Source organism: Neoroseomonas alkaliterrae (genome assembly GCF_014199195.1).
GTDB lineage: Bacteria > Pseudomonadota > Alphaproteobacteria > Acetobacterales > Acetobacteraceae > Neoroseomonas > Neoroseomonas alkaliterrae.
In genome coordinates this window covers 19,694-42,143 of sequence record NZ_JACIJE010000014.1, presented here as the reverse complement: position 1 = coordinate 42,143, position 22,450 = coordinate 19,694, and the positions used below count along the sequence as shown (strand labels likewise).

Genomic DNA, 22,450 nt, shown 5'->3' with positions numbered 1-22,450 from the left:
TCAGAGCAGGCCGGTCGGGAAGGGGTAGGGGATCAGCAGGCGGAAGCCGTGAACCACCGCCAGCGTGAAGATCGGCGGGAAGAGCAGCAGCGCGGCCGGGTGGCGCTCGCCGCCGATCAGCAGCCCGGCCAGCATGAAGACGCAGATGGCGACATCGTAGCCCACGCGCTCGAGCCCCGCGATGAACAGCCCGAAGGCGGCGACCATGGTGAGCACGCGCAGCACCTCGCCCGCGCTCTCGCGCGGCGCGGCGGGGTCCGCGCGCCGCATGAGGCAGCCGGCCGCGATCACCACCCACAGCCCGAGCACGAGCCACGCCGTGGGCTGCAGAAGCAGCAGGTTCTGCGGATCGAGCGAGACGCCGCGCGCCTCGATCAGATAGGCCAGCACGCCGGCGGCGAGCGCCGTGACGACGGCGAGCTCCGCCCAGGCCGGCTGCCGGGGCGCCTGCGCCCGTTCCATCGCTCAGTTGCCGCGCAGCAGCTCGGCGTAGCGCTCCATCAGCGCCGAGGTCGCGCGATAGGCGCGGTTCGACGCCTCCGGCCCGTACCAGGTGGTCGCGAGCTGCTGGCCGCCGAGGGTGGCGATGCAGTCCGGGTCCTTCGTCGCGCGCTCGACCGCCTGGAGCAGGATGCGGTAGCGCTCGGGCTGGGCCTGCACGAAGCGGCTCGCGACCACGAAGCCGCGCTGCGAGCCCTCGACGAATTGCGGCGCGAAGCCCGCGACGCGGGCGTGCTCGGTCAGGATGGGCGCGTCCGGGTAGTCGGTGCTCTTCTCGTCGGAGAAGATCAGCAGCGGGCGGATGCGTTCCTTGATCGGCAGGAAGCCCTCCGCGCCCACCAGGCCGACATCCACCACGCCGCCCGCGATGGCGTTGCGCGCCGGCCCGCCGCCGTCATAGGTGACGACGCGCACGCGGGAGCGCTCGATGCCGTGCGCCTGGCAGAACAGCGCGAAGTTCACGAGGTCGGCCGAGGCCGGCTGGATGCCGACCGAGAGGCTGCGCGGGTCGCGCCTGAGGCTCGCCACCACCTCCTCGACCGTGCGGATCGGCTTGTCGGCGGCGCAGGCGAGCACGGTCGCATCGCGCGAGGGCAGGTTGATCATGAAGAAGTCCTCGACCCGGTAGCGCGCGTTGCGCGTGATGATCGAGACCGGGATGAAGGGTGCCGCCGAATGCACCATCATCATGTAGCCGTCGTCGGGCTGCTGCAGGAAGAAGGTGTTGCCGAGCACGGTGGCCCCGCCCGGGCGGTTCATGACCGTCACCGGCTGGCCGATGTGCTTCTGCAGGAAAGGCGCCATGGCGCGCGCCAGGCGGTCATTGTAGCCGCCGGTGGCGAATGGCACGAGCAGCGTGATGGGCCTCTCGGGGAAGCCCTGCGCGCGCACGGCGGGCGCGGTGGCGACGAGGCCCGCGCCGGCAGCGAGCAGCGCGCGCCGGCGAGGCCCGTGCATGGTGGTGGTCATTCCCGTCCGTCTCCCGTGGCAGGCCGCCTGCGCCCTCGGCGCGGCGGCATTGAGCCGCGCAAGTAGACGCGAGCCTTCGCGCCGGTCAACGGGTCCGGCTTGATCGTCGCGCCGGGGCTGCGCATGGTCCGGCCACGGCGGGCGAGGGGGATTCGATGGATCTGGGCTTTGCGGGACGGCGCGTGCTGGTGGTCGGCGCCTCGGCGGGAATCGGCTTCGCGACCGCCGCGATGCTCGCCGCCGAGGGGGCGGAGGTGATGATCGCCTCGCGCGATCCGGCCGGCATCGCCGCGGCGGCGGCGCGCATCGCGGAGCAGACCGGCCGCCGCCCCGCCCATGCTGTCGCCGACATCACCGCCGCGGGCGCGGCCGAGCGCCTGCTCGGCGAGGCCGCGGCGCGCTGGGGCGCGCTCGATGCCGTGGTGGATGCGGTGGGCGGCTCGATCCGCTCCGGCTTCGAGGCGCTGTCCGATGCCGACTGGCTCGGCAACTACACCTTCAACGTGCTCTCCGCCGTGCGCGTGGTGCGCGCCGCGCTGCCGCTGCTGCGCAAGGGCCATGCGCCCTCCGTCGTGCTCCTGGGGGCCGCGGCCTCGCGCATGCCCTATCCGAACCAGGTCGTATCGAACGTCCACAAGGCGGGGCTGCTGGGGCTGACCAAGACGCTGGCCGGCGAATACGCGGCCGAGGGCATCCGGGTGAACTGCGTGGCCCCGGGCCGCACGCTGACGCGGCTGTGGACCGAGCGCGCCGCGAAGCTGGCCGCCGAGCGCAACGTCACCGCCGAGGAGGTCATCGCCGAATTCGCCCACGAGATCCCCCTCGGCCGCTTCGGCACGGCCGAGGAGGTGGCGGCGATGGTGGTCTGGCTGTCGAGCCCGCGCGCGGCCTATGTGACCGGCCAGACGGTCAACGTGGATGGCGGGATCGCGCGCGGGCTGCTCTAGCGGCGCGCGCGGTCAGTAGAGCGTCTGCCTCAGCCGCTCCGGCGCCTCGCGGTCATAGGCTTCGGGGTCGAGCGCGCCGTCGCCGCGATGGGCCGCGATCAGTTCGCCCATCGTCGGCAGCCCTTCCGGGCGCTGCCTTCCGTCCCACAGGCGCGAGCGCATGACGGATTTCGCGCATTGCATGAAGAGTTCCGTCACCGTGACCACCAGCACCGTCGTCGGCGTCTTGCCGCGCTCGACGAAGCGCGCGGTCAGCGCCGGGTCGGCGGTGATGCGCGCGCGGCCATGCACGCGCAGCACCTCGGCGGCGCCGGGGACGAGGAAGATGACCGAGACGCGGTCATCCTCGAGGATGTCGCGCAGCGCATCGAGGCGGTTGTTCCCCCGCCGGTCGGGGATGAGCAGCGTGCCGTCCGGCTCCACCGCGACGAAGCCCGGCGCGTCGCCGCGCGGCGTCGCGTGCACGCCGCGGCTTCCCACGGTCGAGAGGATGCAGAAGGGCGAGGCGGCGATCCAGGCGCGCGCCGTCGCCTCGATCCGCCGCGCGACCTTCTTCACCGCGCCCTCGAGCGGCGCGTCGTAGAGTTCGCGCAGGCGGGCCTCGGTGGTGACGGCGAAGGGGTCGGCGGCGGCGTGCGTGTCCATGGACTGATCCTGCACCGGAACGCGCCGCCCGGGCAGCCCCGTGGCGCGGATTTGATCCCGATCAGGTGACGGCCCCCGCGCATCGGGCTAATCGCACGGCGACAGCGGCGATGGAGGCGGCCTCGCGATGCGGCGGATCCTGGTGGCGACTGACCTTTCCTCGCGCGCGGACCGCGCCATGCGCCGCGCCGCGATCGCCGCTGCCGCGCGCGGGGCGGAACTGCTGATGCTCTACGCTGTGGATGACGACCAGCCCGCCGCCATCGTCGAGGCGACGCGACGCGAGGCCGCGGCGCTGCTCGCCCGCGCCGCGGACGGCCTGCCCGAGCTGCGCGGCCTCGCCACCCGCACCCTCGTCGAGGCCGGCGATCCCTTCGACGTCATCCTGCGCGTGGCGGAGGAGCAGGCCTGCGACCTCATCGTGCTCGGGGAGCATCGCCGCCGGCTGCTGCGCGACATGCTGGTCGGCACAACGGTCGAGCGCGTCATCCGCCTCAGCCGCCGCCCCGTGCTGATGGTCAACGCGCTGCCGACCGGTCCCTACCGGCAGGTGCTCGCGGCGAGCGACCTCGGCCCGGCCGCGGCGGCCATGCTCGGCGCGGCGGCCGCGACCGGGCTGCTCCACGATGCGGCGCTCTCGGTGCTGCATGCGCGCGAGAGCGCCGTCGGCGCGGTTCTGGCCGCCGGCGGCGCGCCCGCCGAACGCCGCGCCGAGCACAAGGAAGCGGCGCTGCGGCAGGCGCGCGAGGAACTCGCCACCTTCCTCGCCGGCCTCGGGCACCCGGCGCTGCGCGGGGCGGAGGCGCTGGCGGTCGCCCAGCCCCCGGTGCCCGCCATCCTCGGCGCGGTGGAGCGCCTGCGGCCGGACCTGCTCGTGATCGGCACGCGCGGGGCGGCCAGCATGGAGCGCGCGGTGCTCGGCTCGGTCGCCGCCGAGGTGCTGCGCCAGGTCGGCTGCGACACGCTGACAATCCCGGCGGCCGGCTAGCGCGGCGATGGAGTCGCTGACCGCCTTCCTCACCGGCTCCGTCTTCGGCGAGATCGCCGGGCTGCTCATGCTCGGCGCCGCGGCGGGCTTCGTGGCGCTCATGCTGCGCCAGCCGCTGATCGTGGGCCTGCTCGCCGCGGGCATCCTGGCCGGGCCGTCGCTGACCGGCCTCGCGCGCTCGGATGCGCATATCGAGCTGCTGGCCGAGCTCGGCATCGCGGTGCTGCTGTTCCTGGTGGGGCTGAAGCTCGACCTCAGGCTGATCCGCAGCCTCGGCGCCGTCTCGCTCGCCACCGGCCTCGGCCAGGTGGCCTTCACGGCGGGCTTCGGCTTCCTGATCGGGCTCGGCCTCGGGCTCGATGCGCTCACCAGCCTCTATGTCGCGGTGGCGCTGACCTTCTCCTCCACCATCATCATCGTGAAGCTGCTGTCGGACAAGCGGGAGATCGACAGCCTGCACGGGCGCATCGCGCTCGGCTTCCTGATCGTGCAGGACATCGTGGTGGTGCTCGCCATGGTGGTCGTCTCCGCGCTTGCGGCCGGGGCGGGGCAGGCGAGCGCGATGGCGGGGCTGATGCGCGCGATCCTGGGCGGCGGCGCGATGCTGCTGATGGTCGGGCTGTTCATCCGCTTCGTCGCCGGGCCGCTGACGCAGCGCCTCGCGCGCTCGCCCGAGCTCCTCGCCGGCTTCGCCATCGGCTGGGCGGCCCTGCTCGCGGCGATCGCGCACGAGGTCGGGCTGGGCAAGGAACTGGGCGGGCTGCTCGCGGGCGTCTCGCTCGCCTCGACCGCCTTCCGCGACGCGATCGCCGCGCGGCTCGCGACGCTGCGCGACTTCCTGCTGCTGTTCTTCTTCATCGGGCTCGGCGCGCGGCTCGATCTTGGCGTGCTCGGCGAACAGGTCTGGCCGGCGGTGGTGTTCTCGGTCTTCGTGCTGGTCGGCAATCCGCTGATCGTCGTCGCGATCATGGGCGCCATGGGCTACCGGCGCCGCACCGGCTTCCTCGCCGGGCTGACGGTGGCGCAGATCAGCGAGTTCTCGCTGGTGTTCATGGCCATGGGCGTCGCGCTGGGCCATGTGGCGGAGGATTCGCTCGGCCTCGTCACGCTGGTCGGCATGGTGACCATCGCCATGTCCACCTACATGATCGTGCATTCGCATCGCCTGGCGGAATGGTGCGACCCGCTGCTGCGGCCCTTCGAGCGCAGCAACCCCTGGCGCGAGGCGGCCCACGCGCCCGCCGCGGCGGGCGGCGCGGATGTCGTCGTCATGGGGCTCGGCCGCTACGGCAGCGTGATCGCGCGGCGCCTGGAGGAGAGGGGGCTGCGCGTGCTCGGGGTGGATTTCGACCCCGAGGCGCTGCGCCGCCGCCGCGCCGCGGGGCTGGAGGCGGTCTATGGCGACGCCTCGGACCCCGAATTCATCGCCCATCTGCCGCTGTCCGGCACCTCCTGGATTGTCTCGGCCATCCCGCCCGGCGCGGGCGGCCTGACGCATGAGGACCATCGCGTGGCCCTGCTCGACGCGCTGCGGGAACGGAACTTCGCCGGGAAGGTCGCGGTGGTCGCGCATGGCCCGGCGGAGGCCGAGGCGCTCAGGGCCCGCGGCGCGGATCTCGTGCTGATGCCCTTCCATGACGCCGCGCAGCAGGCGGCGGAGCTGATCGACGCGAGCCTGCCGCGAGACGCCTGATCCCCCGCGGGCCGGGCACCGGACCGGCCACGCCCGGCCCGCGCGACGAGGGCGCAGGGGCAGCCGGCCCCCGGCCTGCCGGTCCGAGGTTGGCGGCCGGGCCGGCCCCGGCCTATATGCGCCCCCCGACCCGATCGCGCGACCCGAGGAGAGAGGCGGCCATGGCCGGCCATTCGCACGCGAAGAACGTCATGCACCGCAAGGCCGCCCAGGGGGCCAAGCGCGCCCAGGCCTTCGGCAAGCTGATCCGCGAGATCACCGTCTCGGCCAAGATGGGCCTGCCCGACCCGGCGATGAACCCGCGCCTGCGCGCCGCGGTGAAGGCGGCGCTGAACGCCAACATGACGAAGGACACGATCGAGCGCGCCATCAAGCGCGCGAGCGAGGGCGGCCAGGGCGAGGGCTACGAGGAGGTCCGCTACGAGGGCTACGGCCCGCACGGCATCGCCATCATCGTCGAGGCGCTGACCGACAACCGCAACCGCACCGGCGGCGACCTGCGCTCGATCTTCGGCAAGCACGGCGGCGCGCTGGGGGAGACGAACTCGGTCGCCTTCCAGTTCGAGCGCAAGGGCGTGCTGCGGTTCAAGCCCGGCGTCGCCACCGCCGACGCCATGCTGGAGGCCGCGATCGAGGCCGGCGCCGAGGATGTGGAATCCGACGCGGAAGGCCACGAGGTCTCCTGCTCGGTCGAGGATTTCGCCGCCGTGCGCGACGCGCTGGAGGCAAAGTTCGGCCAAGCCGAGGCGGCGAAGCTCGAATGGTGGCCCTCCACCACCGTGGATCTTGACGAGGAGCGCGCGCGCGAGGTGCTGAAGCTCGTGGACGCGCTCGACGACCACGACGACGTGCAGACCGTCTATGCCAATTTCGAGGTGGACGAGGCGCTGGCGGAGCGGCTTTCGGCGGCCTGAGGCGGCACGCCGGCGCTTCTGCTAGAACGCGCGCGCCATGGCGCGCGCCCCGATTCGCATCCTCGGCCTCGATCCCGGCCTCCAGCACACCGGCTGGGGGCTGATCGAGCATGACGGCTTCCGCCTGCGCTTCCTGGCCGAGGGCGTGGTGTCCACCGCCGCCGCGGAGGACCTGCCCGACCGCCTGCTTGCGCTGCATCGCGGCCTCGCCGCCGTGATCGAACAGCACGCGCCGCAGGAAGCCGCCGTCGAGAACACCTATGTCGCGCGCAACCCGGATTCCGCGCTGAAGCTCGGCCAGGCGCGCGGGGTGGTGCTGCTCGCGCCGGCGCTGGCGGGCCTTGCCGTTGCGCAATACGGCGCGATGGAGGTCAAGCGCGCCGTGGTCGGCAACGGCCATGCGGGGAAGGAACAGGTGCAGGCGATGGTGAAGCACCTTCTGCCGGGTGTGACGTTCCGCCGCGCCGACGCGGCGGACGCGCTGGCGGTGGCGATCTGCCACGCGCACCACCGCCAGTCGCGCGCGGCGCTCGCACGCGGGTATCAGCCGGCATGATGGGGCGGGCTCGCGCGGCGGGGGAGGGCTCTGCCCTCCCCCGGACCCCCACCCGCCAAGGGCTTAAGGCCCTTGGAACCCTCGACTTAAAGCCCGCGGTCCAGGGGGCCGCAGCCCCCTGGTGGGGGAGGTCCGGAGGGGGCAAAGCCCCCTCCGCCGGCGTGCCCAGCCCATGATCGCCGCGCTGAAAGGCCGCGTGGACTCCACGCATGAGGGCGGCTGCATCTTCGACGTGAACGGCGTCGGCTACCTGCTTTCCTGTTCGCGCCGGACGCTCGATGCGCTGACCGCGCGCGAGGGCGTGCAGCGCGTGCTGGTGGAAACCCGCGTCAGCCAGGACGCCATCACCCTCTACGGCTTCGCCGACGCCGCCGAGCGCGAGGCGTTCCGCGCGCTGATCGAGGTCAAGACCGTGGGCCCGCAGAAGGCGCTGATCGTGCTCTCATCCCTCAGCCCCGACGGACTCGCGCGCGCCATCGCGGGCAAGGAGCGCAAGCGGCTGGCCGAGGTGAAGGGCCTGGGTGCGGCGACCGCGAACCGCATCATCGACGAGCCGGCGATGCAGAAATGGGCGGTCGGCCGTGCGACGCCGGAGGCGGACGGCGAAGGCGCGCTGCCCGCCGCGGCGCCCGAACGCGGCGCGGCGGCCGATGCCGTCTCCGCGCTGGTCAATCTCGGCTGGAAGCAGCCGCAGGCGGCCGGCGCCATCGCCCGCGCGGCGAAGCGCCTCGGTGACGCGGCCACGCTCGATGCCCTGATCCGCGAGGGCCTGAAGGAGATGGCGCGATGAGCGAGCGCCTGACCTCGCCCGAGAAGCAGGACGACGACTACGGCGAGCACGCGCTGCGCCCGCAGACGCTCGCCGACTTCACCGGCCAGGCGGCGCTGCGGGAGAACCTCGCGGTCTTCATCGCCGCGGCGCGCGCGCGGGCCGAGCCGATGGACCATGTGCTGTTCCATGGCCCGCCGGGCCTCGGCAAGACGACGCTGGCGCAGATCGTGGCGCGCGAGCTCGGCGTGGGCTTCCGCGCGACATCGGGGCCGGTGCTGCAGCGCTCGGGCGACCTCGCGGCCATCCTGACCAACCTGCAGCCGCGCGACGTGCTGTTCGTGGACGAGATCCACCGCCTGCAGCCCGCGATCGAGGAGACGCTCTATCCGGCGATGGAGGATTTCTGCCTCGACCTCATCATCGGCGAGGGGCCGGCGGCGCGCACGGTGCGCATCGACATCCCGCCCTTCACGCTGATCGGCGCCACGACGCGCGCGGGTCTGCTCGCCACACCGCTGCGCGACCGTTTCGGCATCCCGCTGCGCCTGGTCTTCTACACGCCTGAGGAACTGCACGGCATCGTCAGCCGCGGCGCGCGCAAGCTCGGCTTCGCGCTGTCGGAGGACGGCGCGATGGAGATCGCGCGCCGTTCCCGGGGCACGCCGCGCATCGCCGGGCGGCTGCTGCGCCGCGTGCGGGACTTCGCGATGGTCGAGAAGCGCGCCGCCGACCGCGCCATGGTGGATGCCGCGCTGATCCGGCTCGAGGTGGATGCGCTCGGCCTCGATGCCATGGACCGCCGCTACCTGCTCCGCATCGCCGAGCACCATGGCGGGGGGCCGGTCGGCGTCGAGACGCTGGCCGCCGCGCTGGCCGAGGGGCGCGACACGCTCGAGGAGGTGGTCGAGCCCTACCTGATCCAGGAGGGCCTCGTGCTGCGCACGCCGCGCGGGCGGATGCTGGGGGAGAGGGGCTGGCGCCATCTCGGCCTCGCGCCGCCGGCGGGCCTTGCGGCGCAACTCGACCTGCTGCGGGATGCGGATCCGTGAGCGACGCCGCCCACGAGACGCCCGACAGGGTCCATCGCTTCAACCTGCGCGTGTATTTCGAGGACACGGATGCAGGCGGCATGGCCTATCACGCTCGTTACCTGCACTGGGCCGAGCGGGCGCGCACGGAATCCTTGCGCGCCATAGGCTTGCCACACAATCTGATGATAGAACGTCATCGCGCGCTGCTCGTGGTGCGGCGCGTCGAAGTGGAGTATTGGCGCCCCGCCCGGCTCGACGACCCGGTGGTGGTCGAGACCGCCGTCCTGCGCGTCACCGGGGCGCAGGTCGTGCTCAGCCAGGTGGTGCGGGCGGAGGCCGGGGAGGGGGAACGGCTCGCGGGGCTGAAGGTCGGGCTGGTCTCGGTGGACCAGGACAGCCTCAGGCCCGTGCCGCTGCCGGAACCCTGGCGTTCCGTGCTGAAGGGGCTGGCCCTGCCGGCGGCGGCGGGCTAGGCGCGCCCCGGGAATTCGCAGCGCGGCCCGCGGGGCCGTGATCGCCCGGACGGGCGGGAAAGGAGAGACGGCGTGAACGGCACCGTGACCGCTCAGGCGCTGGGACAGGCGGCGCACGATCTTTCGCTCTGGGGGCTCTTCCTCCAGGCGGACTGGGTCGTGAAGGCCGTGATGATCGGGCTGCTGATCGCGAGCATCTGGGTCTGGGCGATCGTGTTCGACAAGGTGGTCTCGCTGCGCCGCGTCAACCGCGCCGCGGACGAGTTCGAGGAACGCTTCTGGTCCGGCGGCAGCCTCGACGAGCTCTACGCGCGCGAGGGCGAGGACCCGAAGCACCCCATGGCCTTCGTCTTCGATGCGGCGATGCGCGAATGGCGCCGCAGCGCCGGCGGCGGCGCCGTGCTCGGCGGCGCGAAGGAGCGCGTCGAGCGCGCCATGGCGGTGACCATCGGGCGGGAGATGGAACGCCTCGAACGCTGGATGGTCTTCCTCGCCTCGGTGGGCTCGGTCGCGCCCTTCATCGGGCTGTTCGGCACGGTCTGGGGCATCATGAACTCCTTCGCCGCCATCGCGGGGATGCAGAACACCAACCTCGCGGTGGTCGCGCCCGGCATCGCCGAGGCGCTCTTCGCCACCGCGATCGGTCTGGTCGCCGCCATCCCGGCGGTGCTCGCCTACAACAAGCTGACCACCGACCTCGCGCGCTTCGCCGGGCGGCTCGAATCCTTCGCGACGGAGTTCTCCGCCATCCTCTCCCGCCAGACCGAGGCGGCGGCGAACGACAAGGCCGCGCCGGCGGCCACCGCGGCGGAATAGGGCCATGGGCGCGCCCCTCGCCGGCGGCCGCGGCAATGGCCGCTCCCGCTACCGGCCGATGTCGGAGATCAACGTCACGCCGCTCGTGGACGTCATGCTGGTGCTGCTGATCATCTTCATGATCGCCGCGCCGCTGATGACCGTGGGCGTGCCGGTGGACCTGCCGCGCACCGCCGCCGCCCCGCTCAACCAGGAGACCGAGCCGCTGACCATCACGGTCAATCCGGAAGGCCGCGTCTTCCTGCAGGAGACGGAGGTGACGATGGACGAGCTCGTCCCCCGGCTGCAGGCGATCATGCGCAACCAGCCGCAAGGCGCGCCGGAACGCCGCATCTTCGTCCGCGGCGACCGCGCCATCGCCTATGGCCGGATCATGGAGGTGATGGGCACCATCGCCGGCGCCGGCTTCACCCGTGTCGCGCTGCTGGCCGAGCAGCCCGCCGGGCCGCGCCCCGGCGCCGCGCCGGCCGCCCCCGCCCGCCCGGCAGCGCCGCGGTAGGCCGGACGAAGGGGGCGAAGGGTGGGCATGCCCGCCTGGACCGCACGGATGGACCTCAAGCGCTGGGGCATGGTCTCGGCGGGCATCCACGCGCTGATCCTCGGGATCGGCGCGCTGTTCGTGCTCGCGCGGCCGATCCCGGAGCCGGAGGAGCAGGGCATCGCGGTCGAGCTCGTCTCGCCGGGCCCGCCGCTGCTCGCCCAGGCCGACACGCCAAGCCCCGTTCCGGCCCCGCCCGCGCCCGAACCCGTCCCGCAGCCCCCGACGCCCGAGCCGCCGGCGCCCGAGCCTCCGCGCAACCAGCCGCCGCAGCCCCCGCCTCCGCCGCCCCCGCCGCCGCCCGCGCCCGCCGCGACGCCGAGCCCGCCCGCGCCAGCGCCCGCGCAGCCGACGCCGCCCGCCCCGCCGCCGGCCCCGACCCCGGAGCCGACGCCGGCGCCGCGCCAGACGCAGCCCGTGCCGACGCCGCCCGCCCCCGCGCCGCCGCAGCAGGCCCAGCAGACGCCACGGCCCAACCCGCTGCCGCTGCCCCCCGCCCCGGTGCCGCCGCCGCCCGAGCCCGCCCAGCAGGCCGGCACCGGCCAGACGCCACCGGTCGCCCGCCCGCAGGAGCGCAGCCAGTCGGTCATGAACACGCTCGAGCGCCTGCGCACCGCCCAGCAGCAGGACCGACCGCCGACCGCCCGGCCCAACCCCTCGGGCAGCCCGCAGCAGGGCGGCGGCAGCCCGGCCGGCAGCGCCGCGCTGACCCAGGGCGAGATCCGCGGCCTCGCCGACCAGATCTCGGAATGCTGGAACGTGGACCGCGGCATGCTCGGCCTCGAGCAGATCGTGGTGGAATTGCGCGTGCAGCTCGACAGCCAGGGGGTGGTGCGCAACGTCGTGCCGAACGGCGCGCCGCCGACCGACCCGCGCGCGCGCTCGGTCTACGAATCGGCCCGCCGCGCGCTTATGTCGCCGCAGTGCAACCCGCTGCGCGTGCCGCCGAGCAAGTATCAGACCGTCATGGCATCCATCTTCCGCTTCAACCCGAGGGGCCTCGTTCGATGACCCTGATCACCCCCTTCGCGACGACCCGGCGCCGGGTGCTTCTCGGCGCCGGCGCGGGCCTCGTCGCCCCCGGCATCCTCGCCACCCCGCTGCCCGCCGCCGCGCAGCAGCCCCAGGGTGCCGTCATCGACATCACCCGCGCCCGCACCGACCCGATCCCGATCGCCATCCCCGACCTGCCCGGCACGGGGGAGGGGGCGCGCATCGGCCGCGACATCGCCCGCGTGATCCAGGCGAACCTGCGCAATTCCGGACTGTTCCGCCCGGTCGAGCGGCAGGCCTTCATCCAGACCGCCGAGGCCGCCGCGCAGACCCCGCGCTTCCAGGACTGGCGCGTGATCGGCGCCCAGGCGCTGGTCACCGGCCGGGTGGCCGACCAGGGCGGGCAGGTGCGCGTCGAGTTCCGCCTGTGGGACGTGCTGCCCGAGACGCAGCTCCAGGGCACCGCCTTCACCGCGCCCGCGGCCAACTGGCGGCGCATCGCGCACCTGATCTCCGACGTGATCTTCGAGCGGCTGCTCGGCGAGAAGGGCTATTTCGACACCCGCGTCGTCTATGTCAGCGAGACCGGGCCGCGCGACCGGCGGACGCGGCGCCTGGCCATCATGGACCAGGACGGGGAGAACCACCGCTTCCTCACCGACGGGCGCTTCAACGCGCTGACGCCGCGCTTCCACCCCTCGGCCGACCGCATCGCCTTCATGTCCTACCGCGACCGCGGCCAGCCGCAGGTGGTGCTGTTCGACATCGGCTCGGGCGCGCAGCAGGTGCTCGGCAACTTCCCCGGCATGACGCTCTCGCCCCGCTTCTCGCCCGATGGCCGCTCGGTCGTGCTCTCGGCGATGCGCGGCGGGGATGCGAACATCTACGTCGTGGACCTCGCCACCCGGCGGGAGCGGCAGCTCACCTCGGGCGGCGGGCTCGACGTCTCGCCCTGCTTCTCGCCGGACGGGACGCAGATCGTCTTCAACTCCGACCGCGGCGGCGACCAGCAACTCTACGTGATGGACGCCAATGGCGGGAACCTGCGCCGCATCTCCTTCGGCCGCGGCCGCTATGCCACGCCCGTGTGGTCCCCGCGCGGCGATGTCATCGCCTTCACGCGCTTCGGCGGCGGCGGCTTCGCCATCGGCGTGATGCGCCCGGACGGTTCGGGCGAGCGCATCCTCTCCGAAGGCTGGGCCATGGAGGGCCCGACCTTCGCGCCCAATGGCCGCGTGCTGATGTTCCACCGCGAGAGCCGGGCGACGGATGCCCGCGGCGGCGGCTATTCGGCGCGGATCGTCGCGATCAACGCCGACGGCTTCAACGAGCGGCCGGTGCCCACGCCCACGGATGCGACCGACCCGGCCTGGTCGCCGCTGCTTTCGTGACCAAACCGTTGCTTGACCCCGGGCGCCGCCGGTGCTTACCGGCGCATGCCGCATTGCACACGCAGGAGATCTTCCGCCGATGACCACCCGCCTCCTCGGCGCCTTTGCCGCCCTCGCCCTGCTCGCCGCCTGCTCGAGCACCGACGACGGTGCCCAGACCGGCGGCGCCGGCGGGACGATCCGCCCCGGCAGCCAGGAGGACCTGGTCGCCAATGTCGGCGACCGCGTCTTCTTCGACTTCGACCGCTCCAACATCCGCGCCGACCAGCGCCCGGTGCTGCAGCGCCAGGCCGAGTGGATGCAGCGCAACGCCTCGGTGCAGGTCCAGATCGAGGGCCATGCCGACGAGCGCGGCACGCGCGAGTACAACCTCGCCCTCGGCCAGCGGCGCGCCAATGCGGCGCGCGACGTGCTGATCGCCGGCGGCGTCTCCGGGGCGCGCATCACCACCATCTCCTACGGCAAGGACCGCCCGGCCGCGCTCGGCTCCAACGAGGAGGCCTGGGCGCAGAACCGCCGCGCCGTGACGGTCGTGCAGTGAGGGGACGGGCGGCCCGCGCCGTGCCGGGCCGCCGAGGGATGCGCGCCGTGTCGTTCCGCCTGATCGCCCTTCTCGCCCTGCCGCTGCTGGCCGCGCCGGCGGCGGCGCAGGTCATCGAGAGCCGCGAGGGGATCGCGCTGCAGAACCAGATCCTGGAGCTGCGCCGCGACCTCGACGCGCTGCGCCGCGGCGGGGGCATGGCCGCGCCGGTCGCGCCGCGCGGCGGTGCGGGCGCGCCGCAGGAGCTGCTGCAGCAGATGCTCGCGCGCCTCGGCGAGCTGGAGGAGGAGGTGCGCCGCCTGCGCGGCCGCCTCGAAGTGGCGGAGAACACCAACCGGCGGCTCGCCGAGGATGTCGAGAAGCTGCGCGGCGACATGGATTTCCGCCTCCAGCAGCTCGAAGGGGGGGCTGGCCGACCGGCCGCCCCGCGCCCTCCGCAGGGGCCGGCGGCCGCTCCGGCCCCGGCCCAGCCGCCGCCGGCCGCGGCCAGCCAGCCGCCCGGCCCGCGAACCGCTGAGCGCGCCATCGCGGACGGTCAGGCCGCGCTCGGGCGCGGGGATTACGCCGCGGCCGAGGCGGCGGCGCGCGAGGTGCTCGCCGGCCGGCCCGGCCCGCGCCGCCAGGATGCGCAGATCCTGCTCGGCGAGGCGCTGCTCGGCCGGCGCCAGTTCCAGAACGCGGCGCTGGCCTTCAACGATGCCTATGCGACGAACCGCCGCTCCTCCCGCGCGCCGGAGGCCTTGCTCGGCCTCGCCAATGCCTTCACCGGCTTCGGCGCGCGGCGGGAGGCCTGCGACACGCTCGACCAGCTCCGCAGCGAGTTCACCACCCTCTCCGCGCCGATGCAGCGCCGCGTCGCCGAGGCGCGCCGGCGCGCCCAGTGCCGCTGAGCCCGGCATGGGGATAGCGCGGACCTCGGGCCGGACCGCTTCGCCGGGCTGATGGCGCCGCTCGGGCCGTTCGGCCCGGCGCCCCGCATCGCGGCGGGCGTCTCCGGCGGCCCGCACAGCCTGGCCCTCGCGCTCCTGGCCGCCGGATGGGCGCGCGCGCGCGGCGGGGATCTGCTCGCCCTCATCGCCGAACACGGGCTGCGGCCCGAAAGCGGGGCGGAGGCGGCGCATGTCGCGGGGCTTCTCGCCTCCCGGGGGATCGCGGCGCGGGTGCTGCGCCTCGGCCTCGCGCCGGGGGCGCGCATGCAGGAGCGCGCGCGCGCGGCGCGGCTGCGGGCGCTCGCCGCGGCGGCCGCGGCCGAGGGGCGGCCCTGGCTGCTGCTCGGCCATCACCGCGGCGACCAGGCCGAGACGCTGCTGTTCCGCGCCCTGCGGGGCAGCGGTCCGGAGGGCCTCGCCGCCATGGCCCCGGCGCGGCCGTTCGGCCCGGTGCTGCTGCTGCGGCCGCTGCTCGGCGTGCCGCCGGCGGCGCTGGAGGCGGTGGTGGAGGCGGCCGGCCTCGCCCCGGTGCGCGACCCGAGCAATGCCGACCGCCGCTTCGCGCGCATCCGCCTGCGGCAGACGCTGGACGATCCGGGCGGGCAGGGGCCGCGCACCGCCGCCCTCGCCGGGGCTGCCGAGGCCTTCGCCCGGCGCCGCGCGCTGCGGGAGGCGGCGCTCGCCCGGCGGCTCGCGGCGGCGGCCGAGATCAGGCCCGAGGGCTTCGCGTGGATCGGCCCGGCGGCGCTGGGGCGGGATGAGCTGGCGGTGGCGGGGCTGGCGGCGCTGATCCGCCTCATCGGCGGGGCGGGCTTCGCGCCGCCGCGGGAGCGGGTGGCGGCGCTGCTCGCCGCGGGCGGCGGAACCCTCGGCGGGGCCTGGCTGCGTCCGGCCTCGGGCGGGCGCTGGCTGCTCGCGCGCGACCCTGGGATGCTCGGCCGGCCGGTCGAGGCGCGGCAGGGCGCGGTGTGGGACGGCCGTTTCCGGCTCACCGGGGCCGGGAGGGCCGGCTGGACCGTGGGCGCGCTCGGGATGGAGGCGCGGCGCCTCCGGGCCGCGAGCGACCTGCCCGGCGCCGTGCTGGCCGCCCTGCCCGCGATCCGCGAGGGCAACGGCGCGCTGGCCGTGGTGCCGGCGCTGCTCTATCCTGATCCCCAAGCCTGCGCGGATTTCGCGATGGTGCTGGAATCCGGCGGGGCGGGAGGCGCTTTGGCGGGCTGGCCATTCAATGCCCGTCAACCCGACCTATCTAGGGTGCAAGGCTGGGCGGCTGGTCCGACCGGCACGGAGACGATGACGACGTGAACAATTTCGGCCGGAACCTGGCGCTCTGGGTGATCGTCGCGCTGCTGCTGGTGGCGCTGTTCAACCTGTTCCAGCCCTCGGGCGGGGCGCGGATGGGCGTGCAGCAGGTCGCCTATTCCGACTTCCTGAACGAGGTGAATGCGGGCCATGTGCGGGAGGTCTCGATCCAGGGCCGCAACCTGACCGGCACGCTGACCGACGGGCGGAACTTCCAGACCTACACGCCGGAGGATCCCTCGCTGGTCTCCCGCCTGACGGAGAAGAACATCCGCGTCGTGGCGCGGCCCGAGGATTCGGACGTCAACCCGCTGCTGCACTACCTGATGTCCTGGTTCCCGATGCTGCTGCTGATCGGCGTCTGGATCTTCTTCATGCGCCAGATGCAGGGCGGCGGCGGGCGCGCCATGGGCTTCGGCAAGTCCAAGGCCAAGCTGCTGACCGAAAAGCAGGGCCGCGTGACCTTCGACGACGTTGCCGGCATCGACGAGGCCAAGGCCGAGCTCGAGGAGATCGTGGACTTCCTGCGCGACCCGCAGAAGTTCCAGCGCCTCGGCGGCAAGATCCCCAAGGGCGTGCTGCTGGTGGGCCCGCCGGGCACCGGCAAGACGCTGCTCGCGCGCTCCATCGCGGGCGAGGCGAACGTGCCCTTCTTCACCATCTCCGGCTCGGACTTCGTGGAGATGTTCGTGGGCGTGGGCGCCTCCCGCGTGCGCGACATGTTCGAGCAGGGCAAGAAGAACGCCCCCTGCATCATCTTCATCGACGAGATCGACGCGGTCGGCCGCCATCGCGGCGCGGGCCTCGGCGGCGGCAATGACGAGCGCGAGCAGACGCTGAACCAGATGCTCGTCGAGATGGACGGCTTCGAGAGCAACGAGGGCGTCATCATCATCGCCGCGACCAACCGGCCGGACGTGCTCGACCCCGCGCTGCTGCGCCCGGGCCGCTTCGACCGCCAGGTGGTGGTGCCGAACCCGGATGTGAACGGGCGCGAGAAGATCCTGCGCGTGCACATGCGCAAGGTGCCGCTCGCCTCCGACGTGGACCCCAAGATCATCGCGCGCGGCACGCCGGGCTTCTCTGGCGCCGACCTCGCCAACCTGGTCAACGAAGCGGCGCTGCTCGCCGCGCGCACCGGCCGGCGCACCGTCGGCATGGCCGAGTTCGAGGCGGCGAAGGACAAGGTGCTGATGGGCACCGAGCGCCGCTCGCTGGTGATGAGCGAGGCCGAGAAGCGCATGACCGCCTATCACGAGGCCGGCCACGCGCTGGTGGCGATGCACGAGCCCGAATGCGACCCGGTCCACAAGGCGACCATCATCCCGCGTGGCCGCGCGCTTGGCCTCGTGATGTCGCTGCCCGAGGGCGACCGATACTCCAAGCACAAGTCCAAGCTGAAGGCCGAGCTCGCCATGGCGATGGGCGGGCGCGTCGCGGAGGAGCTGATCTTCGGCCCCGACAAGGTTTCCAACGGCGCCTCGGGCGACATCAAGATGGCGACCAACCAGGCGCGGCTGATGGTCACCGAATGGGGCATGAGCGAAAGCCTCGGCATGATCGCCTATGGCGACAACAGCCAGGAGGTCTTCCTCGGCCATTCGGTGACGCAGACCAAGAACGTCTCGGAAGCGACCGCGCAGAAGATCGACGCCGAGATCCGCGCGATCATCGACGAGGCCTATGCGCGGGCGAAGAAGATCCTCTCCGAGCACATGGACGAGCTGCACCTGCTGGCCAAGGGCCTGCTCGAGCACGAGACGCTCTCGGGCGACGAGATCAAGCAGGTGATCCGCGGCGAGCCCATCGTGCGCAACCGCCCCGACGAGCCGGTGAACATGGGCCGCGGCAGCGTGCCGACGGCCGGGCGCGCGACGGCGCCGCCGCGCCCGCCGGGCGGTCTCAACCCGGGGCCCGCGCCGGCCACCTGAACCGGCGTCTCCCTACTGGACAGGCACGCGGGGCGCGCTATTCGGGGCGCGCCCCGTCTCGTTTGTGCCCCATCGTGACGCCCCGTGCCGACCATCGGCGCCCAGCGGCCCTCCGGGCCCTGGCGGGGCGGTCCCGAGGGGCGGAGCCCCGCCGATGCCCCCTGGCCGCTTCGTCGAACCCCTCGGCCTGATCACCGGTCCCGTCGCCTTCCACGCCCTGCGCGAAGGTTATGCGCTGCCGCTGCAGGGCGGCGACATCGCCTTCACCTTCGTCCGCCTGATCGAGGATGGCGAGGATCTCGGCGTCGGCCCGATCCGCGAGGTGCCGGAGGACTGGCACGACGCGATGCACGCCATCGCCCGCCGCCCGGCGGCCTTCGCCGGGCTCGAAGCGGACGGCCCGCTGGTGATGGGCGTGGTGAACGTCACGCCCGACAGCTTCTCCGACGGCGGGCGCCACTTCGCGGCGGATGCGGCGATCGCGGCGGGGCATGCCATGCTGGAGGCGGGGGCCGACATCCTCGACATCGGCGGCGAGTCCACCCGCCCAGGCGCGGCGCCCGTGACGGCGGAGGAGGAGATGGCGCGCATCCTTCCGGTCATCCGCGAACTCGCGAAGGCCGCGCCGGTCAGCGTGGACACGCGCAACGCCGCGACCATGCGCGCCGCGCTCGATGCAGGGGCGGAGATAGTCAACGACGTCTCCGCCCTGCGCCATGATCCCGATTCGGCCGGCCTCGTCGCGCGCTCCGAGGCGCCGGTGATCCTGATGCACATGCCGGGCGACGACCCGGCGACGATGCAGTCGCGCGCCGACTACGCCGATGTCGCGCTGGAGGTCGCCGCCTTCCTGCGCGACCGCATCGCGACCTGCGAGGCGCTGGGCATCCCGCGCGGGCGGATCGCCGTTGATCCCGGCATCGGCTTCGGCAAGACGCTCGCGCACAACCTCGCGCTGATCGACAGGCTGCCGCTGATCGCCGCCCTCGGCTGCCGGGTGGTGCTCGGGGTGTCGCGCAAGCGGTTCATCGGCACGCTCTCGGGCGTGGAGGAGGCGGCGCGGCGCGTGCCCGGCAGCATCGCCGCGGCGCTCGCGGGTGCGGCGCGCGGGGCGGCGGTGCTGCGCGTGCACGACGTGGCCGAGACGGTGCAGGCGCTGGCCGTCTGGCGCGCCTGCCAGGCCGGCCGCCCGCCCGAACCCGGCCCGGCGGCCTGATACCCTGCGGACAAGGGCCGATCCTGTGTCCGCAGGGCGCCAGGATTGGGTTCCGCGCGCGGCGGCCCCGCCCGCTGAAGCTCCGCATGGACGGCCGCGGCCGGCGGGGAGTAGGGATGCGCGCAGGGGGATGATGGCCATGCCCAAGGATTCGCATCAGGCGCCGCCCGCGCCCGCCCGGCGGCTGTTCGGCACGGACGGCATTCGCGGCACCGCCAACCGCGCGCCGATGGACGCGGCCACGGCGCTGCGCCTCGGCCAGGCGGCCGGACGCTACTTCAACCGCGGCGCGCCGCCGCATCGCGTCGTCATCGGCAAGGATACGCGGCTGTCGGGCTACATGCTGGAGCCGGCGCTGACTGCGGGCTTCATCGGCGCGGGGATGGACGTGGTGATCGTCGGGCCGCTGCCCACGCCCGCCATCGCGCTGCTGACGCGCTCGCTGCGGGCGGATCTCGGCGTGATGATCAGCGCCTCGCACAACCTGTTCGAGGACAACGGCATCAAGCTGTTCGGCCCGGACGGGCTGAAGCTGACCGACGAGCAGGAAGCCGCGATCGAGGCGCTGATGGAGGGCGACCTCGCCGGCGCGCTGGTGCCGCCGGGCAAGCTCGGCCGCGCGAGCCGGCTCGAGGACGCGCCCGGCCGCTACATCGAGGCGGCGAAGCAGTCCTTCCCGCGCGGGCGCACGCTGGAAGGCCTGCGCATCGTCGTGGATTGCGCCCATGGCGCGGCCTACAAGGTCGCGCCCACGGTGCTGTGGGAACTCGGCGCCGAGGTGGTGAAGATCGGCGTCGAGCCGGACGGCTTCAACATCAACCGCCGCTGCGGCTCCACCGCGCCGGGCCAGCTCACGGAGCTGGTGCGCGAGCGGCGCGCCGATCTCGGCATCGCGCTCGATGGCGATGCCGATCGCGTGGTGCTGGTGGACGAGCAGGGCCAGGTGGTGGACGGGGACCAGATCCTCGCGCTCATCGCGCGGTCCTGGCACCAGCAGGAGAGGCTGCGCGGCGGCGCGGTGGTCGCCACCGTGATGTCGAACATGGGCCTGGAGCGGTTCCTGGCCGCGCGCGGGCTGGGGCTGCTGCGCACCGCGGTGGGCGACCGCTATGTCGGCGAGCGGATGCGCGAGGAGGGTTGCAACCTCGGCGGCGAGCAGTCCGGGCACATGATCATGCCGGATTTCGGCACGACGGGTGACGGGCTGATCGCCGCGCTGCAGGTGCTCGCCGTGCTCGTCGAGGAACGGCGCCCGGCGAGCGAGGTTCTGCGCTGCTTCACGCCGCTGCCGCAGCGCCTCGTGAACGTGCGCTATGCCGGCGCCTCCCCGCTGAACGACGAGGGCGTGAAGGCGGCGATCGCGGCGGAGGAGGCCGCGCTCGGCGCGCGCGGGCGCGTGCTGATCCGCGCCAGCGGCACCGAGCCGGTGATTCGCGTGATGGCGGAGGCGGAGGAGGAGGCGCTGGTCGAGGCGACGGTCGAGCGGCTGGCCGAGGCGATCCGTGCGAAGGCGCGGGCGGCATAGAAGGCCGGGGGAGGGGAACCTCCCCCTCTGCTGTCAGTCCCCAGGTTCCGCAGAAGATTGAGGGGGGTCCGGGGGGAGAAGTTCGCTTCTCCCCCCGAGCAAGGGAGCGACCATGAAGGGACGAGTCCTCATCATCGCCGGCAGCGATTCCGGCGGTGGCGCCGGCATCCAGGCCGACATCAAGGCTGTCACCGCGCTCGGCGCCTTCGCCATGACGGCGATCACCGCGCTGACGGCGCAGAACACGCTTGGCGTGCATGGCGTCTCGGCCGTGCCGGTGGATTTCATCCGCCAGCAGATCGCGGTGGTGCTGGATGACCTCGGCGCCGATGCGCTCAAGACCGGGATGCTGCATGACGTGCCGGTGATCGAGGCAGTGTGCGCGGAGATCTCTGCCCGCGCGAAGGGCGTGCCGCTGGTGGCCGATCCGGTGATGGTGGCCAAGGGCGGGCATCCGCTGCTGGCGCCGGATGCGGTGGGGGCGCTGAAGGCGCGGCTGCTGCCGCTTGCCACCGTCATCACGCCGAACCTGCCGGAAGCCGAGGTGCTGGTCGGCCGGCCGATCCGCGACGTGGCGGCGATGCGGGAGGCGGCGGCGGCGCTGCGCGACCTCGGCGTGCCGGCGGTGCTGCTCAAGGGCGGGCATCTCGAGGGCGATGCCGTGACCGACCTGCTGGTGACGCCCGAGGGCGCGGAGGAATTCGTCTCCCCGCGCATCGTCACGCGGCACACCCATGGCACGGGCTGCACGCTGGCCAGCGCGATCGCGGCGGGGCTGGCGCAGGGCCTTGCGCTGCGGGAGGCGGTGGTGCGCGCGCGCGCCTATGTCCGCGCCGCCATCGCCGCCGCGCCGGGCTTCGGCGCGGGGCATGGGCCGCTCGACCATGGCGTGACCTTCGATCCCTCGCGGCTGCCCGGTTAAGGCGGCGTTCACGATCGGCGGGGCATGCTGCGGCATGGCCCTCTCGCTCGCCCAGGTGCAGTCGCTGTTCGGCGTGCCGGCTTCCGGCGCGGCCTCGGCCGGCGTGGCGCAGGCCATCCCGGCGCTGCGCCGCGCCACGGCCGAGGGCGCGGAGGCCAAGGGCATGGCGCGGGAGGCGAAGGATCCGGTCACGCTCTCCACCCTCGCCCGCTTCCGGCAGGCGCTCGACAAGGCCGAGAGCATCGAGCAGGCGCTGACCGACCCGCGCGTGCTCAAGGTGCTGATGCCCGCGCTCGGCCTGCCGGACCAGGTGGGCAATCCGGGGCTGGTGCGCCGGGCGCTGCTGTCGGACCCTGCCGATCCGAAGGGGCTCGCGGCGCAGCTCGGCGCCGCCTGGAAGGCCGCCGCCGCGACGCTCGGCGCCCATGCCGCCGGGCTCGACGCGCTGCGCGACCCGGCGATGGTCCAGCGCCTGACCGATGCCTACGTGAAATACGCCTATCGCTCGGGCCTCGATGAGCAGCAGGCGGGGCTTTCCGACGCGCTCTACTTCCTGGAATCGGCAGGCAGGGCCGAGCGCGTCTTCGACATCCTCGGCGACCCCGTGCTGCGGCGGGTGGTGACCGGCGCGCTGGGCCTGCCCGAGCAGATCGCGGTGCAGTCGGTGGAGGCGCAGGGCAGGGCGGTCACCGCGCGGCTGAATATGGCCTCCCTCAAGGACGAACGCGCGGTGCGCATGCTTGCCGAACGCTACCTGATCGCCGCCGCGGGCAAGGCCGCCGAGGCGGCGGCGGGGCAGCAGGCCGATCCGCTCTCCATGATCACGCGGCTCGCGATCCGGGCTTGATCATCCGGGG

Annotated in this window: 23 protein-coding genes; 20 read left to right on the top strand and 3 right to left on the bottom strand. The window is 73.7% G+C overall.

All coding sequences use genetic code 11. The features are described 5' to 3' along the window. Both FHS88_RS18555 and FHS88_RS18550 read right to left on the bottom strand, forming a co-directional pair. Complete coding sequence (locus FHS88_RS18555; protein WP_184486994.1) at nucleotides 1–462, bottom strand: hypothetical protein; 462 nt, start codon at nucleotides 460–462, stop codon at nucleotides 1–3. 3 nt (nucleotides 463–465) lie between these two features. Continuing rightward, nucleotides 466–1,470, bottom strand: a complete 1,005-nt coding sequence (locus tag FHS88_RS18550) for a Bug family tripartite tricarboxylate transporter substrate binding protein (protein ID WP_184486993.1) — start codon at nucleotides 1,468–1,470, stop codon at nucleotides 466–468. A gap of 155 nt (nucleotides 1,471–1,625) precedes the next feature. Between FHS88_RS18550 and FHS88_RS18545 the strand changes: the two genes are divergently transcribed. After that, entirely contained in the window at nucleotides 1,626–2,417 is a 792-nt protein-coding gene (locus FHS88_RS18545) for an SDR family NAD(P)-dependent oxidoreductase (RefSeq protein WP_184486992.1), read from the top strand. A gap of 12 nt (nucleotides 2,418–2,429) precedes the next feature. Here the strand turns inward: FHS88_RS18545 and FHS88_RS18540 are convergent, their stop codons facing one another. Then, on the bottom strand, nucleotides 2,430–3,062 hold the full coding sequence (locus tag FHS88_RS18540) for an MSMEG_1061 family FMN-dependent PPOX-type flavoprotein (protein ID WP_184486991.1): 633 nt from the start codon (nucleotides 3,060–3,062) through the stop codon (nucleotides 2,430–2,432). Nucleotides 3,063–3,189: 127 nt separating this feature from the next. On the opposite strand from FHS88_RS18540, the gene FHS88_RS18535 reads away from it, so the two are divergent. From FHS88_RS18535 to FHS88_RS18445, 19 genes are all read left to right on the top strand, one after another. Next, nucleotides 3,190–4,050 (top strand): universal stress protein, encoded by an 861-nt coding sequence (locus FHS88_RS18535; protein ID WP_272872848.1) that lies wholly within the window; start codon nucleotides 3,190–3,192, stop codon nucleotides 4,048–4,050. Between the two features lie 7 nt (nucleotides 4,051–4,057). Continuing rightward, entirely contained in the window at nucleotides 4,058–5,743 is a 1,686-nt protein-coding gene (locus tag FHS88_RS18530) for a cation:proton antiporter (RefSeq protein WP_184486989.1), read from the top strand. A gap of 161 nt (nucleotides 5,744–5,904) precedes the next feature. Beyond that, a complete protein-coding gene (locus tag FHS88_RS18525) occupies nucleotides 5,905–6,657 on the top strand; it encodes a YebC/PmpR family DNA-binding transcriptional regulator (protein WP_184486988.1) in 753 nt (250 codons plus the stop codon). Nucleotides 6,658–6,694: 37 nt separating this feature from the next. Next, nucleotides 6,695–7,213 (top strand): crossover junction endodeoxyribonuclease RuvC, encoded by a 519-nt coding sequence (gene ruvC, locus FHS88_RS18520; protein WP_184486987.1) that lies wholly within the window; start codon nucleotides 6,695–6,697, stop codon nucleotides 7,211–7,213. Between the two features lie 172 nt (nucleotides 7,214–7,385). Then, a complete protein-coding gene (gene ruvA / locus FHS88_RS18515; RefSeq protein ID WP_184486986.1) occupies nucleotides 7,386–8,003 on the top strand; it encodes a Holliday junction branch migration protein RuvA in 618 nt (205 codons plus the stop codon). Then, nucleotides 8,000–9,034, top strand: a complete 1,035-nt coding sequence (gene ruvB / locus FHS88_RS18510; RefSeq protein ID WP_184486985.1) for a Holliday junction branch migration DNA helicase RuvB — start codon at nucleotides 8,000–8,002, stop codon at nucleotides 9,032–9,034. Before ruvA ends, ruvB begins: the two co-directional genes overlap by 4 nt. After that, the gene (locus FHS88_RS18505; RefSeq protein WP_338146660.1) at nucleotides 9,031–9,489 is read left to right on the top strand and encodes a YbgC/FadM family acyl-CoA thioesterase; all 459 of its coding nucleotides are present in this window, start codon (nucleotides 9,031–9,033) and stop codon (nucleotides 9,487–9,489) included. Before ruvB ends, FHS88_RS18505 begins: the two co-directional genes overlap by 4 nt. Before the next feature lie 72 nt (nucleotides 9,490–9,561). After that, nucleotides 9,562–10,305, top strand: coding sequence for a protein TolQ (tolQ, locus tag FHS88_RS18500; RefSeq protein ID WP_184486984.1), 744 nt, complete (start codon nucleotides 9,562–9,564; stop codon nucleotides 10,303–10,305). A 4-nt stretch (nucleotides 10,306–10,309) separates the two neighbouring features. After that, on the top strand, nucleotides 10,310–10,804 hold the full coding sequence (gene tolR, locus FHS88_RS18495; protein WP_184486983.1) for a protein TolR: 495 nt from the start codon (nucleotides 10,310–10,312) through the stop codon (nucleotides 10,802–10,804). Between the two features lie 27 nt (nucleotides 10,805–10,831). Beyond that, nucleotides 10,832–11,854 (top strand): hypothetical protein, encoded by a 1,023-nt coding sequence (locus tag FHS88_RS18490; protein WP_184487030.1) that lies wholly within the window; start codon nucleotides 10,832–10,834, stop codon nucleotides 11,852–11,854. Continuing rightward, the gene (gene tolB, locus FHS88_RS18485; protein ID WP_184486982.1) at nucleotides 11,851–13,227 is read left to right on the top strand and encodes a Tol-Pal system beta propeller repeat protein TolB; all 1,377 of its coding nucleotides are present in this window, start codon (nucleotides 11,851–11,853) and stop codon (nucleotides 13,225–13,227) included. The genes FHS88_RS18490 and tolB overlap by 4 nt, the downstream gene beginning before the upstream one ends. A 79-nt stretch (nucleotides 13,228–13,306) precedes the next feature. After that, nucleotides 13,307–13,768 carry a peptidoglycan-associated lipoprotein Pal gene (pal, locus tag FHS88_RS18480; protein WP_184486981.1) on the top strand — a complete coding sequence of 154 codons (462 nt, stop codon included), beginning with the start codon at nucleotides 13,307–13,309 and terminating at the stop codon, nucleotides 13,766–13,768. A 38-nt stretch (nucleotides 13,769–13,806) separates the two neighbouring features. Beyond that, nucleotides 13,807–14,658: a YbgF trimerization domain-containing protein gene (locus tag FHS88_RS18475; protein ID WP_184486980.1), complete on the top strand. Its 852-nt coding sequence runs from the start codon at nucleotides 13,807–13,809 to the stop codon at nucleotides 14,656–14,658. A gap of 51 nt (nucleotides 14,659–14,709) precedes the next feature. Beyond that, nucleotides 14,710–16,002 (top strand): tRNA lysidine(34) synthetase TilS, encoded by a 1,293-nt coding sequence (tilS, locus tag FHS88_RS18470; RefSeq protein ID WP_184486979.1) that lies wholly within the window; start codon nucleotides 14,710–14,712, stop codon nucleotides 16,000–16,002. Beyond that, nucleotides 15,999–17,930 (top strand): ATP-dependent zinc metalloprotease FtsH, encoded by a 1,932-nt coding sequence (ftsH, locus tag FHS88_RS18465; RefSeq protein ID WP_184486978.1) that lies wholly within the window; start codon nucleotides 15,999–16,001, stop codon nucleotides 17,928–17,930. The genes tilS and ftsH overlap by 4 nt, the downstream gene beginning before the upstream one ends. A 154-nt stretch (nucleotides 17,931–18,084) precedes the next feature. Next, the gene (folP, locus tag FHS88_RS18460; protein ID WP_184486977.1) at nucleotides 18,085–19,146 is read left to right on the top strand and encodes a dihydropteroate synthase; all 1,062 of its coding nucleotides are present in this window, start codon (nucleotides 18,085–18,087) and stop codon (nucleotides 19,144–19,146) included. A gap of 139 nt (nucleotides 19,147–19,285) precedes the next feature. After that, the gene (gene glmM / locus FHS88_RS18455) at nucleotides 19,286–20,671 is read left to right on the top strand and encodes a phosphoglucosamine mutase (RefSeq protein ID WP_184486976.1); all 1,386 of its coding nucleotides are present in this window, start codon (nucleotides 19,286–19,288) and stop codon (nucleotides 20,669–20,671) included. Between the two features lie 112 nt (nucleotides 20,672–20,783). After that, nucleotides 20,784–21,593, top strand: a complete 810-nt coding sequence (gene thiD / locus FHS88_RS18450; protein WP_184486975.1) for a bifunctional hydroxymethylpyrimidine kinase/phosphomethylpyrimidine kinase — start codon at nucleotides 20,784–20,786, stop codon at nucleotides 21,591–21,593. Between the two features lie 34 nt (nucleotides 21,594–21,627). Beyond that, nucleotides 21,628–22,440: a DUF1217 domain-containing protein gene (locus FHS88_RS18445; protein WP_184486974.1), complete on the top strand. Its 813-nt coding sequence runs from the start codon at nucleotides 21,628–21,630 to the stop codon at nucleotides 22,438–22,440. Nucleotides 22,441–22,450 lie beyond the last annotated feature (10 nt).

Coding starts and splice junctions, on each gene's coding strand:
- FHS88_RS18555 (WP_184486994.1), bottom strand. CDS start 462: ATGGAACGGGCGCAGGCGCCCCGGCAGCCGGCCTGGGCGGAGCTCGCC.
- FHS88_RS18550 (WP_184486993.1), bottom strand. CDS start 1,470: ATGACCACCACCATGCACGGGCCTCGCCGGCGCGCGCTGCTCGCTGCC.
- FHS88_RS18545 (WP_184486992.1), top strand. CDS start 1,626: ATGGATCTGGGCTTTGCGGGACGGCGCGTGCTGGTGGTCGGCGCCTCG.
- FHS88_RS18540 (WP_184486991.1), bottom strand. CDS start 3,062: ATGGACACGCACGCCGCCGCCGACCCCTTCGCCGTCACCACCGAGGCC.
- FHS88_RS18535 (WP_272872848.1), top strand. CDS start 3,190: ATGCGGCGGATCCTGGTGGCGACTGACCTTTCCTCGCGCGCGGACCGC.
- FHS88_RS18530 (WP_184486989.1), top strand. CDS start 4,058: ATGGAGTCGCTGACCGCCTTCCTCACCGGCTCCGTCTTCGGCGAGATC.
- FHS88_RS18525 (WP_184486988.1), top strand. CDS start 5,905: ATGGCCGGCCATTCGCACGCGAAGAACGTCATGCACCGCAAGGCCGCC.
- ruvC (WP_184486987.1), top strand. CDS start 6,695: ATGGCGCGCGCCCCGATTCGCATCCTCGGCCTCGATCCCGGCCTCCAG.
- ruvA (WP_184486986.1), top strand. CDS start 7,386: ATGATCGCCGCGCTGAAAGGCCGCGTGGACTCCACGCATGAGGGCGGC.
- ruvB (WP_184486985.1), top strand. CDS start 8,000: ATGAGCGAGCGCCTGACCTCGCCCGAGAAGCAGGACGACGACTACGGC.
- tolR (WP_184486983.1), top strand. CDS start 10,310: ATGGGCGCGCCCCTCGCCGGCGGCCGCGGCAATGGCCGCTCCCGCTAC.
- FHS88_RS18490 (WP_184487030.1), top strand. CDS start 10,832: ATGCCCGCCTGGACCGCACGGATGGACCTCAAGCGCTGGGGCATGGTC.
- tolB (WP_184486982.1), top strand. CDS start 11,851: ATGACCCTGATCACCCCCTTCGCGACGACCCGGCGCCGGGTGCTTCTC.
- pal (WP_184486981.1), top strand. CDS start 13,307: ATGACCACCCGCCTCCTCGGCGCCTTTGCCGCCCTCGCCCTGCTCGCC.
- FHS88_RS18475 (WP_184486980.1), top strand. CDS start 13,807: ATGCGCGCCGTGTCGTTCCGCCTGATCGCCCTTCTCGCCCTGCCGCTG.
- tilS (WP_184486979.1), top strand. CDS start 14,710: ATGGCGCCGCTCGGGCCGTTCGGCCCGGCGCCCCGCATCGCGGCGGGC.
- folP (WP_184486977.1), top strand. CDS start 18,085: ATGCCCCCTGGCCGCTTCGTCGAACCCCTCGGCCTGATCACCGGTCCC.
- glmM (WP_184486976.1), top strand. CDS start 19,286: ATGCCCAAGGATTCGCATCAGGCGCCGCCCGCGCCCGCCCGGCGGCTG.
- thiD (WP_184486975.1), top strand. CDS start 20,784: ATGAAGGGACGAGTCCTCATCATCGCCGGCAGCGATTCCGGCGGTGGC.
- FHS88_RS18445 (WP_184486974.1), top strand. CDS start 21,628: ATGGCCCTCTCGCTCGCCCAGGTGCAGTCGCTGTTCGGCGTGCCGGCT.